This is a genomic window from Verrucomicrobiota bacterium, from assembly GCA_016871495.1.
In the GTDB taxonomy this organism is placed as follows: Bacteria; Verrucomicrobiota; Verrucomicrobiia; order Limisphaerales; family VHDF01; genus VHDF01.
This window is the reverse complement of the sequence record VHDF01000033.1, coordinates 1-14,781: the sequence shown is the minus strand read 5'-3', so window position 1 is coordinate 14,781 and position 14,781 is coordinate 1. Positions and strand designations below refer to the sequence as shown.

Here is a 14,781-nt window from a genome sequence, read left to right as displayed (position 1 = left end):
AGCGACTGAAATCCTTCCTTCCCCGCAACCGGAACGTGCAGTGCACGAATCCGCGGTTCCGCCGACTGCAGTTCGGGCCGGCAGCCTTCCGAGCTCAGGAGAACGGCGAGAACGAAGCCAAGCAGATCTCTCGTTGGCGAGTGTCCTGAAAAGATTGAGCCTGCTTTGAACCGACGACTCCCACTCAACGCAGGCTTGGCATTCCGCAAAAAGGTCACAGGGATGCCTCAATGCAGACATCTCCACAGCAATCATGTCAACAAAACGACTGATTTAACCTTAAAACGCCGGTTGAACGTGGGGTTCGATCTGTGCTTCGAACCCGGCGGAGTGGGGCCCAAGGCCAGGATTCCTGCACTCTTCTCCAGGGATTGAAGGGCAGGCCAGGAATTTCAATTCTGATCCGTCAGGCTGGCACTCGATTCCGAGCACTTCGAAAACCAAAAAGTTCCTTCAGCCAGACCCAGGCGGCCATGAGCCCGATCTCCTCGTAACCGCGCAGCCCGCACGCTTGCGCCACCAAATCCTCGTGGCCCTTGTAGCGCGGTGGAAGTTTGAACAGCGTCTCGAATTCACCGTCCCGCCGGTCCTGAATCTCAGGATGAAACACACCCCGACCCACCCGCCATTCGCCTTCCGTCAACTCCAGCCGCCGTTCCGCCAAGACCAGCCAGGGACGATAAGCGAACACCAGTCCGCCACCCTCGCGCGGCGTCAGCTTGCCGAAGGTTCGCACCGGCACTTTCTCAACTTCACGCGAGAGAAAGGCCCAGGCAGCCTCGCCCGATGGACGAAACCAATGGCGCCGACGCGATACGATGTCCCATGAAAATACCGTGCCGAAGATGAAAACCCGGAACGACCACCCCGCCAGTCCATAACACAACACCACCAGGACGAGTGACCAGATGGCGCCGACTTTCGGACTCGCGAAGGATGTCGCCGTCACGGTGCCTAAAAGGAACGCCCTGAAAACCTTCAGCCCCGCGTCCACCGTGGCAAAAGGGCTGATCAAGATCAGGACGTTGATCACGTGAGAGGCCAGGAACACCACGACGAACGCGGTGAAAGCGACCGGTGCCATGAGAATGCTGAACAGTTGCGCCCCGTCGATGAAGGCCAGACCGGACCCCGCGAACGCCGCATCGATCTGAAACGTCCGGTAAACCGTGCCCAGAATCGGAATCAAGGCTCCGGTCGCGATCAATGCGCTGAACTTGTTCTCGAACACCTCCGCGACGTCCAACGGCTTTTTCAAGGCGGTGGGAACCACCGGACCCAGCGAATCCTTGGCCATACAAACCGAAACCAAAATCAACGCCGGGATCCAAAACCAAGGCTGGGCGTACCACGATAGACGGCCGCGTTTTTCAGACGGAGTTTGAAAATAGTGCCAGGCCCCAACAGCCCCAACCCCCAGCAAAGGCGAGATGGCGATCCCCGTAATCGTCGAGAGAGCCTCCGCCATCATCACTCCAGGCGGACCGCCCCCCCGGCTCGGAGTGTCCACCGCCTTGTTCGCAGCCAGCATCACCGCCGCCCCACCCAAGACCCGGGATCGCTGATCCGCGAGACGGGCACCTCGTTCTTCGGCTGCGGTCGAAAGGTCAGAGACACCGCTCGGGTTCTGGAAGATCTCCGCAGTCACCGCTCCCGCTCGAACCTCGGTGAAAGCCCCGCCCAAGGCCAGAGCCCAACCCCAAATAAGAAGAATCCCCGCCAATGACCTGCATTTCATGGCTTCCATTAACGCACAAGCCGCGCGCTTTCGCAACTGACCCAAATCATCAGCACCCCCAAAGACCCGCGCGATCAACCCCCGATTTGCGCGCGGTAAGAGTCGGAAGAAAGCAATCCCGCGACTTCGTCCGCCGATGCCAATTCCACTCTAAAAAACCACCCTTCCCCGTAAGGATCACTGTTCACCAACGCCGGGTTTCCGGTCAGGGCGGGGTTCACGGCGCGGACAACCCCCGTCACCGGACTGTAAATGTCACTCGCGGTCTTGACGGACTCGACCACGGCGCAGGGCGCGCCGGCTTTCACACTCGCCCCCAGCGGGGGAAGTTCCACAAACACCACGTCGGTCAACTCGTGCTGCGCATGGTCGGTAATCCCCACCACCGCCGCCCCACCCTCCACCTTCACCCATTCGTGGGATTTGGCGTATTTCAATCCGTCCGGAACGTTCGACATAAGTAAGAATTGCAGCCTCGACCTTGCGAAGGTCAAACCGGTTTTCGATAAAACGGCTTTTTTACGACTTCCGCCCCGTACCGCTTGCCTCGAATCTCCACGCCAACCGGACCTCCAATTTCAACCGATGCCCTCTCTACCAAGGCCAAACCGATGCCCGTGCCCAGGGTCGGACTCACCCCTCCGCTGGTCAGTTCACCGATCGGACGCGACGCCGGTCCCGTGCTCCAGACCTTGTATCCTCCCCTCGGCGGCGCGGATCCCGCCACCATCTTGATCGCGATGATCTTTCTCGGTGCTCCCTCCGCCTTTTGAGCCCGCAAGGCCTCGGCCCCCGTAAAACTGCCCTTCTTCCACGCCACGAAAAAGCCCAAGCCCGCTTCCACGGGGCTGATCGTTTCCGAAAGTTCGTGTCCGTAAAGTGGATAACAGGCCTCCAATCGCAGCGAATCGCGAGCCCCGAGTCCGCAAGGCTTGATTCCCGCGTCCGTTCCTTGAGCGAGAAAGTTTTCCCAGAGAACGGGCAGCGCGGCATGCGGCGCCATCACTTCGAATCCATCTTCTCCAGTATAGCCGGTGCAGGCCACTCGCAGAGGATGTCCATCGAATGTCCCAGTCGCAATGCGATTTTTCGACAGTTCAACGATCCGTTCTCCGTTCCATCGACCCAGAGCGCGTTCCAACACTTCCCGGCAACGAGGTCCCTGGATCGCCACCGCTCCCCACGTGCCGGACTCATCTCGCACCGTCACTCCATCACCCCAATTCGATTCCTGCTGCCGACCACGCATCCAAACCAGATCGGGCTCCACCCTCGACGCGTTGATCACCAGCCAATAATGATCTTGTTCGAGCCGGTACAAATACAAATCATCGACCACACCTCCATCCGGAAGACACATCAAGGTGTATTGTCCCTGGCCGATCTGCAATCGCCCAACATCGTTGGTCAACAGCGCCTGGAGAAAAGGTTCCGCCTTCGGACCCGACACCGCGACTTGTCCCATATGCGCGATGTCAAACAACCCGGCGTGGCGCCGAACACATTGGTGCTCGTCGAGAATGCCCGAATACTGAACCGGCATTTCCCAACCGCCGAAATCCACCAGCCTCGCGCCGAGTCTCTGGTGCTGGGAAAAAAGTGTCGTTCGTTTCAACATGGTCTGCTCGCACGGCCGGACTCAACCCCACTTCTCGGTCCGCATTTGTGCTTTCGGAATGCCCAAATCGCCCAGCACCACCTTTTCAATGGAGTCGACCAGAGCATTGGGCCCGCAGGCATAAAAGACCGTTTCGGCAGGATTCTGGACATATTCCTTGATCCATTCCGCCGTGATGCGCCCGCGTCGCCCCGTCCAGGGATCGTCCGGATGCAGACGAGTGCAGGTGACTTCAAATCGAAAGTGCGGATTGTCCTGGTCAAGTTGCTTGAATTCGTCGCGGAAAATGATGTCGTTGGTGGTGCGCACGCTGTAGAGGACCGTAATCTCGGTCTCCAATTCGCGCAGTGTCGCCTCCCGTGCGAAACCGCGAAAGGGCGTCACGCCTGAGCCTCCCGCGATGCAGATGAGATGTTTTTGAGGCTCGTAAACCGGCAGGAACTTGCCCGCCGGCGGCAACACCAGCATCCGGTCGCCATCCTTGGCCCAATCCACGATTCTCGTCCCCATCTTGCCGTCCCGTTTGACGGTCACTTCATAAAAACCGCGGTCGAGCGCGCAGGAGGAAAGCGAATAGGCGCGCCGGTAGCCGGGAGTATCCGGCCACGAAAGGGTGATGAATTGTCCCGTCTTGAAATCGATTTCGTAACCCTCGGGCCAACGGAGTTTTAGGGTCTTCGTGTCCGGCAAATCCATGAACGCCGATTCCACCGCCATTTCAACAGCTGCTTTTGCCATGCGTTGTGAGTTATTGCGTTGACCTTACCGGGGGTGGACGAGGGGTGTAAAGCACGAGCACCCCGGACAGAGTGTGCGTCCGCCGGCTGCCGGCGACGCGCGCGGCATGCGCGCGGCCTTCAGGTCGCTTCCAGGAGTGGCTGCAGGCGCGCTTGCCTTGTTCGACGCGCGAGGTGAATGCCAGAGCGAACCCGTTCACCTCGGATCGACTCCGCAACGGGAGAACAGCGCCGCCGACTCACTTGCGCGTGGAACACGCCGGGAAAGGCGAGGTCCGGCCAACCGCCCATTCACCGACCATGGACGCGGCGCATCCCGATGTTGCCGGTGATGCAGGTAGGGCGCGTCCGTCCCGGCGCGCCGCCGGAGCATGATGTTTTGCATCCCGTGGGCGGCGGGCTGGGACAGGCCCGCCCTACCAACGACATCGGGATGCACGGCCATGGACGCGGGGGATCGGAATTTCGTTGTCCGGGTCCGGTACTCAGCTAACGTCATCCTTCCGCCATGAACTGGAAAGAACACGCAGGGTCCGGCGTCCCCCCGGCAACGCTGTGCGCCTTTCACAAGGACGCGTCGATTGACGCCAAGAAAACCCAGCCACGGCTCGCTCCGCTGGCTCGAATCGTTCACAACTTCGGAGATTCAGGTCGCAGAACTCAGCGACGCCTGAACGTGTGCCGCAGGCTGATGGGCAAGCTTTCCACTCCCCATTTCCACCGTCCTCTTCGTCCGTTGCCACAAGCCGAGGTTGAACGATGGCGCAATGAACTCTGGGCCTTGGAACTCTGTTCCGCAGCGCCCTAGCCCGCGAAGAAACCCTCCAAGCCAACCCTGCCACCCCTGAATCCACCATGAACCCAATACCCGTTGAGGAACCCAAACCCATCCCCCACCCGCCAATCCCTCAGGAAGCCTTTGATTGGTACGACGAATACGCGCATGGCATCATCGACCGGCGCACGTTCATGAACCGCCTTTCCACCCTCGCTGCGGCTGGGTTCTCCATGAACATCCTTCTCTCCGCGTTGATGCCGAATTACGCCAACGCCGAGCAGGTGTCCTTCAACGATCCGGACATCAAGGCCCGCTTTGCCGTCTTCCCCTCCCCGCACGGTCACGGGGAAGGACGCGGCTACCTGGTCGTTCCCGCATCGATCAAAGGGAAGGCCCCAGCCGTGCTGGTCATCCATGAGAACCGCGGGTTGAATCCCTACATCGCCGACGTGGCCAGGCGCGTCGCCAAAGCGGGTTTCGTGGCCTTCGCGCCGGACGCCCTTCACCCGAAAGGGGGTTATCCCGGCAATGACGACGAAGGCCGGACGCTTCAAAGTTCAATGGAGCGGGCGAAGATCGAGCAGGATTTTATTGCGGCCGCGAAATTTCTGAAATCGCACGAGTTGTGCAACGGCAAGCTGGGGGCGGTGGGTTTCTGCTTCGGCGGCTACATCGTGAACATGCTTGCCGCCGTCGTGCCCGATACGCTCCATGCGGGAGTCCCGTTCTACGGCACGCCCGCGGCCAGGGAAGTGCGCAAGCACATCAAGGCTCCATTGCTCATCCAGTTGGCGGAACTGGATCAACGCATCAATGACACTTGGCCTGAATATGAGGCGGACCTGAAGGCAGCCGGAGTGAACTACACCATGCACATGTATCCGAAGTGCAACCACGGCTTCCACAACGACTCCACCGGCCGCTACGACGAAAAGAACGCGCAACTCGCCTGGGAACGCACCCTCGCATTCTTCAAACAACACCTCGGATCCGCGTAGGATCAGACGTCCTGGCCCGGGGTGGCGTGAGGCACGAGCCCCACCCCCGGATCCTGAGCACGACAGCGTCGTCGACCCCGGAAGGGGTCGCAGCGGGGCCAGTGCGCCTGGCAGGTCCAATCTCCAGCACTCATGACCTGAGATGCAATGCGTTCGAGTTGTCTCTTGAGCCACCACGGGAGTATCAGCTCCGAATGATCAACGGCCTGCATAGGGGGAATCGGCTGCAGTGGTCTCAAGCATATTCCCGTCTCCGCAGATGTTCGCTGCAAGAAGGCAGGAGGCCTGAAGCTCAGCGGTGCCTCCAGAGGTTGTCGGTGACCGGGTTGTCGCTGTAACGCAGACAGCCCTGTCTGCTGTGGCGCAGGCTGCCCAGCCTGCGGGGCGACGAAGGAAACCCGGCGCGTGGAGCGCATGGAAGGGCCTCGTTCTTCACCCGCCGGGCCGACTGGCAGTCGGCGATACGGCAGGCTGGGCAGCCTGCGCCACACGAAAGACCACTTCGGGATACACGGGAAGCTCAGGGACGAGCGGTCCGCCCCTTGCCCATGAAGAATCCGCCCTGCAGACCTGAAACCCGCACACGCCGGGTATGGGCACCTTCGACGCTGGCATCCCTCCCGGATGCACAGGCTTGGGCGACCCGGTGGACCGGTGGTATCGTCGCCGTCCGGAACCGGATTGCCAGATGATCCAGACTCCGCGACCCATCCAGGGACGGTGGAACGTCAAAGCAGCTTCCCGCAAGCAGGTTTGAACCTGGCAATGGCAATTCAGCAGCGTCGAGATGGGCAAAAGTTTGAGCGTCAAAGGCCGACCGACCGTGGAGGGGTATCCGCAGGGTGATCCATCAAAAGTTGAGAAGGAATTCTGCGGCCAGGATCTTGCCATGGATCGCTGCGGATCCATGGCCTCTTCCTAGTCGAAATTCTCGATCCGCCGTTTCGAGGTTGACCCGGCAGCGGGTTTGAGGATGCACTACGCCAGTTCCCGCAACCATGATCGCTCACCTCGCTCAAGCGGCGGCGCCCACCCTAGACTACTGGCCGTTTATCGTCCTGTTGATCAGCGTCGGCGTCATCATCACGCTCATTACCGTCCTCAAGGTCCATGCTTTCATGGCCTTGATCCTGGCCGCCATCACGGCCGGAATGCTCTCCACCAAATTGCCGGGCGAGCCGGACCGCAGCCATATCGTCCAAGCCGTCGAATTGACGGCGACGGAATTCGGAGTCACGGCAGGCAAGATCGGCGTGGTCATCGCGCTCGCCGCCATTATCGGCATGTGCCTGATGGAAAGTGGCGCGGCGGATAAAGTGGTGCGGCGCTTTATCGGCGTGTTCGGAGAAAAGCGGGCGGGCGCGGCCATCTTCATCAGCGGCTACATTCTCTCCATCCCCATATTCTTCGATACGTTCTTCATGTTGTTGCTTCCGCTCGCCGTGGCCATGCGCATGCGGACAGGCAAAGATTACCTGCTTTACATCATGGCCATCTGCTGCGGCGGCACGGTGACCCACTCACTCGTCGCTCCGCACCCGGGTCCACTCGCCATGGCCGAAAGCCTCAAACTCGACCTGGGTTTGACAATCATGGTGGGAACCGTCGTGGGATTCATCCCCGCGACTTGTTCCTGGCTGGTCGCAAATTGGATCAATGCCCGCATGGACATCCCCTTGCGGGAAAACTCCGGAGTGAACTTCGCCCAACTCAAGGCTACCGCCGATCGTCCCGAGTCCGAGCTGCCGCCCTTTTTCTGGTCCATCCTGCCGGTCCTGTTGCCCATCTTTCTCATCTCGCTCGCCTCAACCTTGACGGCCATCCAAGGCAAATCCTTCGACGCGCCGGATTTGAAGGATCCTCAGGCGCTCTCCCGAAAACTGAGGACCGGTGAGGGCCCGATCTCCAAACATGTTTACCAGCAGTTCAGTTCCAAAGCCCGCCGTCAGTTGGAAGAACACGGGGACAAGGGGCCCCTGTCCCGGGTGTTGGTGGAATCAATGGTGGGAGAACTCAACCGGGTCATGGACACGGACCGGGTTCTGCTGACCAACACGTTCGCGGGTCTTCAATTGCGAGCGGAGACAACCGCAATGAAGACCTATCGCTTGGAAGGCGAGAATCTCGCGCGATTCAATCGCATGACGATCGAAGACGGATTTCCGTCCGAGCTGCGCCCCACCCACGGCATGAATCCGGCGCTGTATCGCTGGGGCGAATTCGCCGGCAACCGCAATATCGCCCTCTTCATTGGCGCTCTTCTCGCCGTGGGCGTGTTGATGAAGCAACGGGGTTTCACCCTGGCCAAAATCGGCGAACTCTCAGAGGGCCCGTTCGCGACAGGTGGCGTGATTATCTTGATTACCAGCGCCGGCGGCGCCTTTGGACTGATGCTCAAGAATGCCGGCGTGGGTGAAGCGGTCCAGGCTTTCGTGGCAGGCAAGAACGTGAATCTCATCCTTTTGTCCTGGGCCATCGCCGCGGTCATCCGGGTGGCTCAAGGTTCGGCCACCGTCGCCATGCTCACCACCGCCGCGATGGTCTACCCGATCATGAGTTCCGGAGACGGACTTCCCTTTCATCCGATCTACATCTTCATGTCCATCGGATTTGGCGCCATGTTCCTCTCCTGGATGAATGACAGCGGATTCTGGGTCGTCGGCAAGTTGAGCGGCTTTACCGAAAAGGAAACCCTCCGCAGCTGGACCGTGGTCGTCACGGTCAATTCCGTCTCCGGCCTGCTGGTGTGCTGGCTGGCCTCAACGATTCTGCCGTTCAAGTGAACGGTCCGCTTCGATTTTCAAGAGCCAGTCTCCACCGCCCGGCGGCGAAAAGCCAACGGCTTCACCGCGAAACTCGGCCTTCGCCGCATGGTAGCCGCCATGCCGTGGATTGAACCAGTTCGCTCGAAAATCATGGGGCAGGCCCGCTGGACTCAACAAAATGTCGGTGGACTCCGGAGTGTAGATCACCGTCAAAGCACGGTCTTCCGATTGACTGCATGAAATGAACTGGTGCGGCGAGCGCTCGCCAGGTTGGCCTCGCAGGATCCCCGGGGCGGGACGCAAACGGTTAAAATCAAGGCTGGTGAAGAAGCGCGCCAGGAACCCCATTTGCTCGGCTCCCTCCATCCGCATCGCTCGAAACCACGGCAATGGTGTCCCGGTATCGGGATGATCGAAAGGCGGCCCCGATCCATCATCCCAACCCCAAACCCCATGCCCGCCGTAAACCACACCGCACGTCGGCGCGTTCAGAAGCGACCAGTAATGTGCCCGGCGAACAACAAACGCTCCCATCGGTTTGCGATCCGCACCCCCATGATTCTCATAGGGCGCTTCCAGACTGAGGAAGGGACGGAACGGCGGCCTCCGCCACGCGGTCGAGGGAGGCCCGGAATGTATCCATCGCACGTTGTCCTCCCGTTCGTTATGGCCGCTTTGGTATCCGCAAATGTCGAGCCAACGCTCGCTTTGAAACTCGTCCCAAACCCACTGCCTTCCGCCCGGGTGCAGGGAAACAGGAGCGTGGGAAATGTTTCCAAACACAGCCCTCCCAACCCGCTTCCAGCGTTCCGCGCGCCCTCCCCGATAGTCCCCGTCGCCATTCACCAACCAGATCACATGGTTCGCACTCCAGCGCGCCGCGAGATGCCGCGCCAGGACAATCAACTGATCCTCCGGCAATGCCGAACCCGGACTGCTCCGAGAACCCGCGCGGCCCGGGTTGTCCCACAGCATCACGGGCACGCTCAAAAACCCCTCCCGATTCATCGCTTCCACCCGGCGATCCAGACGCTGGAAGAAACGCGGATTAAGGATGATGCGGTGATCCCCCGCGTAGGCCAATTCACCGTTCTGGTCCCCATCCGGTGAGGCTCGATACTGCGTGGATACCCATTGCACCGCCGTAAAACCCTGCCGCTTCCTCTCCCCCAGATAGAGGTCCCATTCGTGATCCTCCGCTTTCAACGGGCCGCTCCAAGCGGTGTCTCCCATCCAAAAAAACGGAGTGCCGTCCTCATGCTCGAAATAACGGCCCGATCGATGGACTCGAACCGGGCCGTGCCGGGCGAACCGATGTTCATGCTTGGGCGCGGTGCACAGGAATCGTCCCGTCTGCAAATGGAGACCGCCATCGGCCGGATTGGCACAATAGGTCTCATACTTCCAAGACCCGATTTCATTGGGAGAGAAGCGGACTCGCCAGGTGTTTGTTCCATCCCAAAAGCCATCCACCTTGTGGACTTCACCGCTCGGCCCAATGAAGACGGCCTCGAGTCCAGTATCCTGCACGGGATTCACATAAGCAGCACGGCTTTGCAGGGTCATCTCAAAGCGATCCCACTTGCTGACCAACGGAACGGTGAGGGGCTTGACAGAATAAGTCGAGCAGCCGGCCGCGAGAAAGACGCACGCCAGCACCAGCGCCAAACGCCTCAAGGTCATGAGGGAGAATCCACTCGCTCGCTACCGTGGCCCCGCAACTCGCCAATGGATGCCCGGATTCGAGGGGTCCACAAAATGGGCTTCGCGCAGGGTCGTGCCCTTCAGGTACCAAATCCCGAGGGACCCATCGTCGTGCTGGAACATTAAGTCGCGTGTTCCGTCCTGGTCAAAATCCTGCACGACCACCACCCGCCATCCGCTGCCGGGATGACTCGGCTGCAACAGCCCCGGCTCGATCAACCGGAGCCCCGATAACTTCCAATAACCCAATGTCCCATCCTGATGCTGAAAAAGAAGGTCGGGATGCCCATCCGAATTCAGATAAGAACTGCCGACCAAGCGCCACCGCGCGTCCTGCACCGCACCCGGATTCAAAGAAGCGCTGGCGGACAGCGTCGTGCCGTTCATTAACCAGGCCGAAAGTCTTCCGTCCGCGTGTTGGAAAAAGAAATCGCGTGTGCCATCGCCGTAAATATCCGCCATCGTGATCAAAAACCACCCCGGTTCATTGTGACGTGCAGGCGAAAAATTCAACACACCCTTCATCCGCACCCCGTCCATCGTCCACGCCGCCAGATCACCGTCCCGGTGCTGGAACAAAAGATCGGGCTTTCGATCCTGGTTGAAGTCCGCCGTGTTGATCAAACGCCAGGCACGGTCGCCGATGTGCGACGGATCAAAGAAGGCGCTGCCCACCAGAAAACGATCCTGCAAAAACGCGCAGGCGAGAAATCCATCCCGGTCCTCCAGGACGATGTCCGGAAAACCGTCTCCGTTGAAGTCCGCCGGAACTGCATTCTCCGCGTCCAACAAAACCCGGAACTCGAAGGAGGTGGAGACGGTGGCGTCACGATCATCCCGCACCGTCAACTCGATCCGACTCGAACCCGCCCTGCCCGCCCGGGGCTCGATGCGGAGAACGCGGTGAGCACCCTCACCGTCGAGTCGCAGCGCGCCATTCGGCAAGAACGAAGGATCCGAGGATTGAGCCGAAACCTTCAGCTTCTCCAAGGGAGAATCAGGATCACCCACGGTGAAGGGAATGGCCACCACCGCGCCAGTCGTCGATTCCAGGGTGACATCCAGCACTTCGCTCACCGTGGGCTTCTGATGAATCGGGATCACCCGAAGTTTGAATCGGATAGGTGTCGTGCCGCCATCGGGATCGGTCACCAGCACAGCCAGCTCCGCCTCGCCGGACTGACCCGGGGCGGGACGAATGACCACGGACCGTTGAAAGCCCGCACCGGCGAACACGAACGCGCTGGAGGGGACCAGCACCGGATTGGAGGATTGTCCGGAAAGCTTCAGGCTTTCAAAGGAACTCTCCTCGTCCGCCACAAAAAACTTGAGCTCGGAGGTGGATTCATTCTCGCGGATGGACTGATCGGGAATGCCCGTCGTTTCGGGCGGAACATTCCGGGCCGTCACCGTCAGTCGAAATTGGCGGACGGCCGACAACCCGTCGGAATCTCGCGCCACCACCGTAATCTCGGAGACTCCGCGCTGAGTGATCGCGGGCCGGATCTCCAGGCGCGGTGAAACCAGCCCTCCCGAAATGCGCAGGGACCCGGCAGGCAATAGAGCGGTGTTATCCGCCGCGGCGGAAAGGGCGAGGCCGGACGAAGGAGTATCGGCATCGCGCACCTCCAGGGAAATTTCCAACGGAACACCCTGGCTGGTGGATTGATCCGGGATCAAACCCAACGTGGGAGCTTGGGGATCGACGGCGAGAGCGCAAGGGATACCTGGGCCAGACCACAAAGTGAAACCAAGCAGCAGGCTCAGAAGGAATTGGGAACGAGCGTCCATAGAACAACAGAATGGATTTAGGTGTGGCTCGCGCTTGCTTGAGGCAAACGCTCGATCCACCAGAACACTCTCCCCTCTTCCGGGTAGAAGGTCAAAGGGCTTTTCGCCGCTCAGCCCCACCCCGGAGCATCCGCAAATGTCCAGAGGGGTAGGGACGAGGGATAGAACCTCGCCCATCCCTCCGAACCGGGCGGGTGGAGAATCCGCAAGGTCTTGGAGTGCGCCAGCCCTCTGGCGCCCCAACTTTTGCGCATCTCGACGCTGCTGAATCGCCATTTCAGCCAAAAAACTCCGTCGGGCCGTGGTGCGGAACGGTGAGTAACTTCAGCATCAAGTGAGTCGCGAGGGTAATCGTCACCGTCCTTCGCAGACCTGCCGATCAGAACGACAAAGCAGCGGCGGCCTTGCGACCGCCGCTTTCAGTGCAAATCACAAGAGCGGAGAACTACACCTTAACCCACTGACGGGACTTGGCGGATGCCTCGACCGCTTCGAGCACGCGTTCATTGCGAAGACCGTCTTCGAAGGTGGGTTGGACCGGCTTGCCATCCACGACTGCGTTCACGAAGTCTGCGACCGTGTGAACGAACGTGTGCTCGTAGCCGAGGATATGGCCGGGAGGCCACCAGGCACCCACATACGGATGCGCCCCGCCGGGCTGAGTCACGAGGATGTCGCGAAATCCCTGGCGATCGCCTGGATCTTCGTTGTTGAAAAACTTGAGCCGGTTCATGTCCTCGAAGTCAAAGCTGAGAGAACCTTTGCTCCCATTGATCTCGATCGTAATGTGGTTCTTTCTTCCCAGGGCGAAACGCGTGGCCTCGAGATTTGCCAGGGCGCCATTCTTAAAGCGTCCGATGAACATCGCCGCGTCATCCACGGTAACCTTGCCCATCTTCCTCCCCCCTTTCCCGCCCAAACCGTCGCCTTTACCGCCGCCGTCTTCGATGGGTCTTTCCTTGATGAAGGTGTGCATCAACCCGCAAACCTCGCTGAATTCACCTACCAGATAGCGCCCGAGATCGATGATGTGCGCGTTGATGTCGCCATGCGTGCCACTGCCGCTGACGCCTTTCTGCAACCGCCAGACCAGGGGAAAATTCGGATCCACGATCCAGTCCTGCGCGTAGCGGGCGTAGTAATGGTAAATCGCGCCCAGCGCGCCTTCCTCGATCATGCGCTTGGCGTGGGCGATGGCCGGAATGCGGCGGTAATTGTGGCACACCATGTGGACCACTTTGGCCTTTTTCGCAGCGGCCAGCATCTGCTCACACTGAGCGACCGTCAGGGCCAGGGGCTTCTCGCAAAGGATGTGCTTGCCGTTCCGAGCCGCGGCGATCGCAATCTCGGCATGGGAATCATTGGGAGTATTGATATCCACGATGTCGATGTTCGGGTCCTCGACAACCTTCCTCCAGTCGGTGGACGCGGATTTCCATCCCAACTGGGCCGCGGCAGTTTCGACCCCTTGGGGATCGCGTCCGCAGATCGTGCTCATTTCGATTCCGGCTTTGAGTGGGAAAAAATGGGAGGCTTGGCGCCAGGCGTTGGAATGCGCCTTGCCCATGAAACGATAACCGATCATACCGACTCTCAGCGTGGTGCCCATATCGTGAAAATGCTTGGTAAAGTTGAGATTGAAACAGGATCTGCGGCTCTTATAGTGACCGCCGATTTTCGAGTCAATGAAGGACTCCAAATCCCTCTCGCGACTCCGGGCTTCGCCAAGCCGAAGGCGGCATCGTCCCGAGCCGTCACAGTGGAGAGCATTGCGCCGTTCATGCAGATCCAAATCCTAAAATCGAAAATTCACCGCGCGACCGTGACCGAAGCGAGCCTTGACTACGAAGGAAGCCTTACCATCGATTCCGAGTTGATGAATCTGACCGGCCTCGTTCCCCACGAACGTATCCTCGTCAGCAACCTCGCCAACGGAGAGCGATTCGAGACTTACGCCATCCCCGGAAAGCCGAGTTCCGGCGAAATCATCCTCAATGGCGCCACCGCGCACCTGGGACAAACGGGTGACCGGTTGACCATCATGAGTTTCGCCTGGATCGACTCTCCACGAGCCTCCTCCTGGTCACCCAAGATCTTAACCCTCGGCGAACGCAACGCGGTGGCCTCCCGCCGGGGATGTTGATGCTTAAGCCCACTCCCATGATGCCTCTTTCCGCCGCTGAAATCGCCCGCCATCTCGATGGCGAAGTGCGCGGGGATCCCGCCTTCGTATTCACCGGGTTCGCCCCCGCAGGGTCCGCCCGGCCAGGGGACCTCACCTTCGCCGAGAACCAGACCTACTTCGATCGAGCCGAACGCAGCGCCGCCGCCGGAATCATGGTCGATGGCGCGTTCAAATCCGAAAAGAAGATCGTCATCCAGGTCAAGAACGCTCGCATCGCGTTTGCCAAGATCTTGCCGCTGTTCTTTCCCGAACCGGCCATTCCGCCCGGCATTCATCCAACCGCCGCCGTGGACCCCTCGGCGTCGATTCATCCCTCGGCCCATGTGGGAGCCCGTTGTGTGATCGGCGCCGCCACCCTGGTCGGCCCCCGTGTGGTGCTCCACCCCGGAGTGGTCGTTGGCGACCACTGCGAAATCGGCGAGGAGAGCCACATTTACCCCAACGTCACGCTCTACACCCGCACGCAA

General features: G+C 60.1%; 12 protein-coding genes. 5 read left to right on the top strand and 7 right to left on the bottom strand.

Going from position 1 to position 14,781, the window contains the following annotated elements:
• Positions 1 to 406: 406 nt before the first annotated feature.
• The 4 genes from FJ404_09340 to FJ404_09325 form a co-directional block, all read right to left on the bottom strand.
• The gene (locus FJ404_09340; GenBank protein ID MBM3823073.1) at positions 407 to 1,738 is read right to left on the bottom strand and encodes a hypothetical protein; all 1,332 of its coding nucleotides are present in this window, start codon (positions 1,736 to 1,738) and stop codon (positions 407 to 409) included.
• Between the two features lie 74 nt (positions 1,739 to 1,812).
• The gene (gene gcvH / locus FJ404_09335) at positions 1,813 to 2,196 is read right to left on the bottom strand and encodes a glycine cleavage system protein GcvH (protein MBM3823072.1); all 384 of its coding nucleotides are present in this window, start codon (positions 2,194 to 2,196) and stop codon (positions 1,813 to 1,815) included.
• A gap of 32 nt (positions 2,197 to 2,228) precedes the next feature.
• A complete protein-coding gene (gcvT, locus tag FJ404_09330) occupies positions 2,229 to 3,356 on the bottom strand; it encodes a glycine cleavage system aminomethyltransferase GcvT (GenBank protein ID MBM3823071.1) in 1,128 nt (375 codons plus the stop codon).
• A gap of 21 nt (positions 3,357 to 3,377) precedes the next feature.
• Positions 3,378 to 4,094 carry a hypothetical protein gene (locus FJ404_09325; GenBank protein MBM3823070.1) on the bottom strand — a complete coding sequence of 239 codons (717 nt, stop codon included), beginning with the start codon at positions 4,092 to 4,094 and terminating at the stop codon, positions 3,378 to 3,380.
• A gap of 507 nt (positions 4,095 to 4,601) precedes the next feature.
• On the opposite strand from FJ404_09325, the gene FJ404_09320 reads away from it, so the two are divergent.
• The 3 genes from FJ404_09320 (at position 4,602) to FJ404_09310 (ending at position 8,652) form a co-directional block, all read left to right on the top strand.
• Positions 4,602 to 4,901 (top strand): hypothetical protein, encoded by a 300-nt coding sequence (locus tag FJ404_09320; protein MBM3823069.1) that lies wholly within the window; start codon positions 4,602 to 4,604, stop codon positions 4,899 to 4,901.
• A gap of 47 nt (positions 4,902 to 4,948) precedes the next feature.
• A complete protein-coding gene (locus FJ404_09315) occupies positions 4,949 to 5,869 on the top strand; it encodes a dienelactone hydrolase family protein (protein MBM3823068.1) in 921 nt (306 codons plus the stop codon).
• Positions 5,870 to 6,867: 998 nt separating this feature from the next.
• Positions 6,868 to 8,652: a hypothetical protein gene (locus FJ404_09310; GenBank protein ID MBM3823067.1), complete on the top strand. Its 1,785-nt coding sequence runs from the start codon at positions 6,868 to 6,870 to the stop codon at positions 8,650 to 8,652.
• On the opposite strand, the gene FJ404_09305 is transcribed toward FJ404_09310, so the two are convergent.
• From FJ404_09305 to FJ404_09295, 3 genes are all read right to left on the bottom strand, one after another.
• Positions 8,629 to 10,317, bottom strand: a complete 1,689-nt coding sequence (locus FJ404_09305; GenBank protein ID MBM3823066.1) for a DUF4038 domain-containing protein — start codon at positions 10,315 to 10,317, stop codon at positions 8,629 to 8,631. The genes FJ404_09310 and FJ404_09305 overlap by 24 nt on opposite strands.
• 21 nt (positions 10,318 to 10,338) lie before the next feature.
• Positions 10,339 to 12,129, bottom strand: a complete 1,791-nt coding sequence (locus FJ404_09300) for a VCBS repeat-containing protein (GenBank protein ID MBM3823065.1) — start codon at positions 12,127 to 12,129, stop codon at positions 10,339 to 10,341.
• Between the two features lie 445 nt (positions 12,130 to 12,574).
• On the bottom strand, positions 12,575 to 13,738 hold the full coding sequence (locus tag FJ404_09295; GenBank protein MBM3823064.1) for a Gfo/Idh/MocA family oxidoreductase: 1,164 nt from the start codon (positions 13,736 to 13,738) through the stop codon (positions 12,575 to 12,577).
• A 171-nt stretch (positions 13,739 to 13,909) separates the two neighbouring features.
• Here FJ404_09295 and FJ404_09290 point away from each other — a divergent pair, with 171 nt between their 5' ends.
• Both FJ404_09290 and FJ404_09285 read left to right on the top strand, forming a co-directional pair.
• Entirely contained in the window at positions 13,910 to 14,272 is a 363-nt protein-coding gene (locus FJ404_09290; protein ID MBM3823063.1) for an aspartate 1-decarboxylase, read from the top strand.
• Positions 14,266 to 14,781 (top strand): UDP-3-O-(3-hydroxymyristoyl)glucosamine N-acyltransferase (locus FJ404_09285; GenBank protein ID MBM3823062.1); only part of this gene is annotated, 516 nt, incomplete at its 3' end. The genes FJ404_09290 and FJ404_09285, both read left to right, overlap by 7 nt.

Excerpts from the sequence above, each read along its gene's own strand:
- FJ404_09340 (MBM3823073.1), bottom strand. The coding sequence starts at position 1,738 with ATGAAATGCAGGTCATTGGCGGGGATTCTTCTTATTTGGGGTTGGGCT.
- FJ404_09300 (MBM3823065.1), bottom strand. The coding sequence starts at position 12,129 with ATGGACGCTCGTTCCCAATTCCTTCTGAGCCTGCTGCTTGGTTTCACT.
- FJ404_09305 (MBM3823066.1), bottom strand. The coding sequence starts at position 10,317 with ATGACCTTGAGGCGTTTGGCGCTGGTGCTGGCGTGCGTCTTTCTCGCG.
- FJ404_09310 (MBM3823067.1), top strand. The coding sequence starts at position 6,868 with ATGATCGCTCACCTCGCTCAAGCGGCGGCGCCCACCCTAGACTACTGG.
- FJ404_09325 (MBM3823070.1), bottom strand. The coding sequence starts at position 4,094 with ATGGCAAAAGCAGCTGTTGAAATGGCGGTGGAATCGGCGTTCATGGAT.
- FJ404_09290 (MBM3823063.1), top strand. The coding sequence starts at position 13,910 with ATGCAGATCCAAATCCTAAAATCGAAAATTCACCGCGCGACCGTGACC.
- gcvH (MBM3823072.1), bottom strand. The coding sequence starts at position 2,196 with ATGTCGAACGTTCCGGACGGATTGAAATACGCCAAATCCCACGAATGG.
- gcvT (MBM3823071.1), bottom strand. The coding sequence starts at position 3,356 with ATGTTGAAACGAACGACACTTTTTTCCCAGCACCAGAGACTCGGCGCG.
- FJ404_09295 (MBM3823064.1), bottom strand. The coding sequence starts at position 13,738 with ATGGGCACCACGCTGAGAGTCGGTATGATCGGTTATCGTTTCATGGGC.
- FJ404_09320 (MBM3823069.1), top strand. The coding sequence starts at position 4,602 with ATGAACTGGAAAGAACACGCAGGGTCCGGCGTCCCCCCGGCAACGCTG.
- FJ404_09315 (MBM3823068.1), top strand. The coding sequence starts at position 4,949 with ATGAACCCAATACCCGTTGAGGAACCCAAACCCATCCCCCACCCGCCA.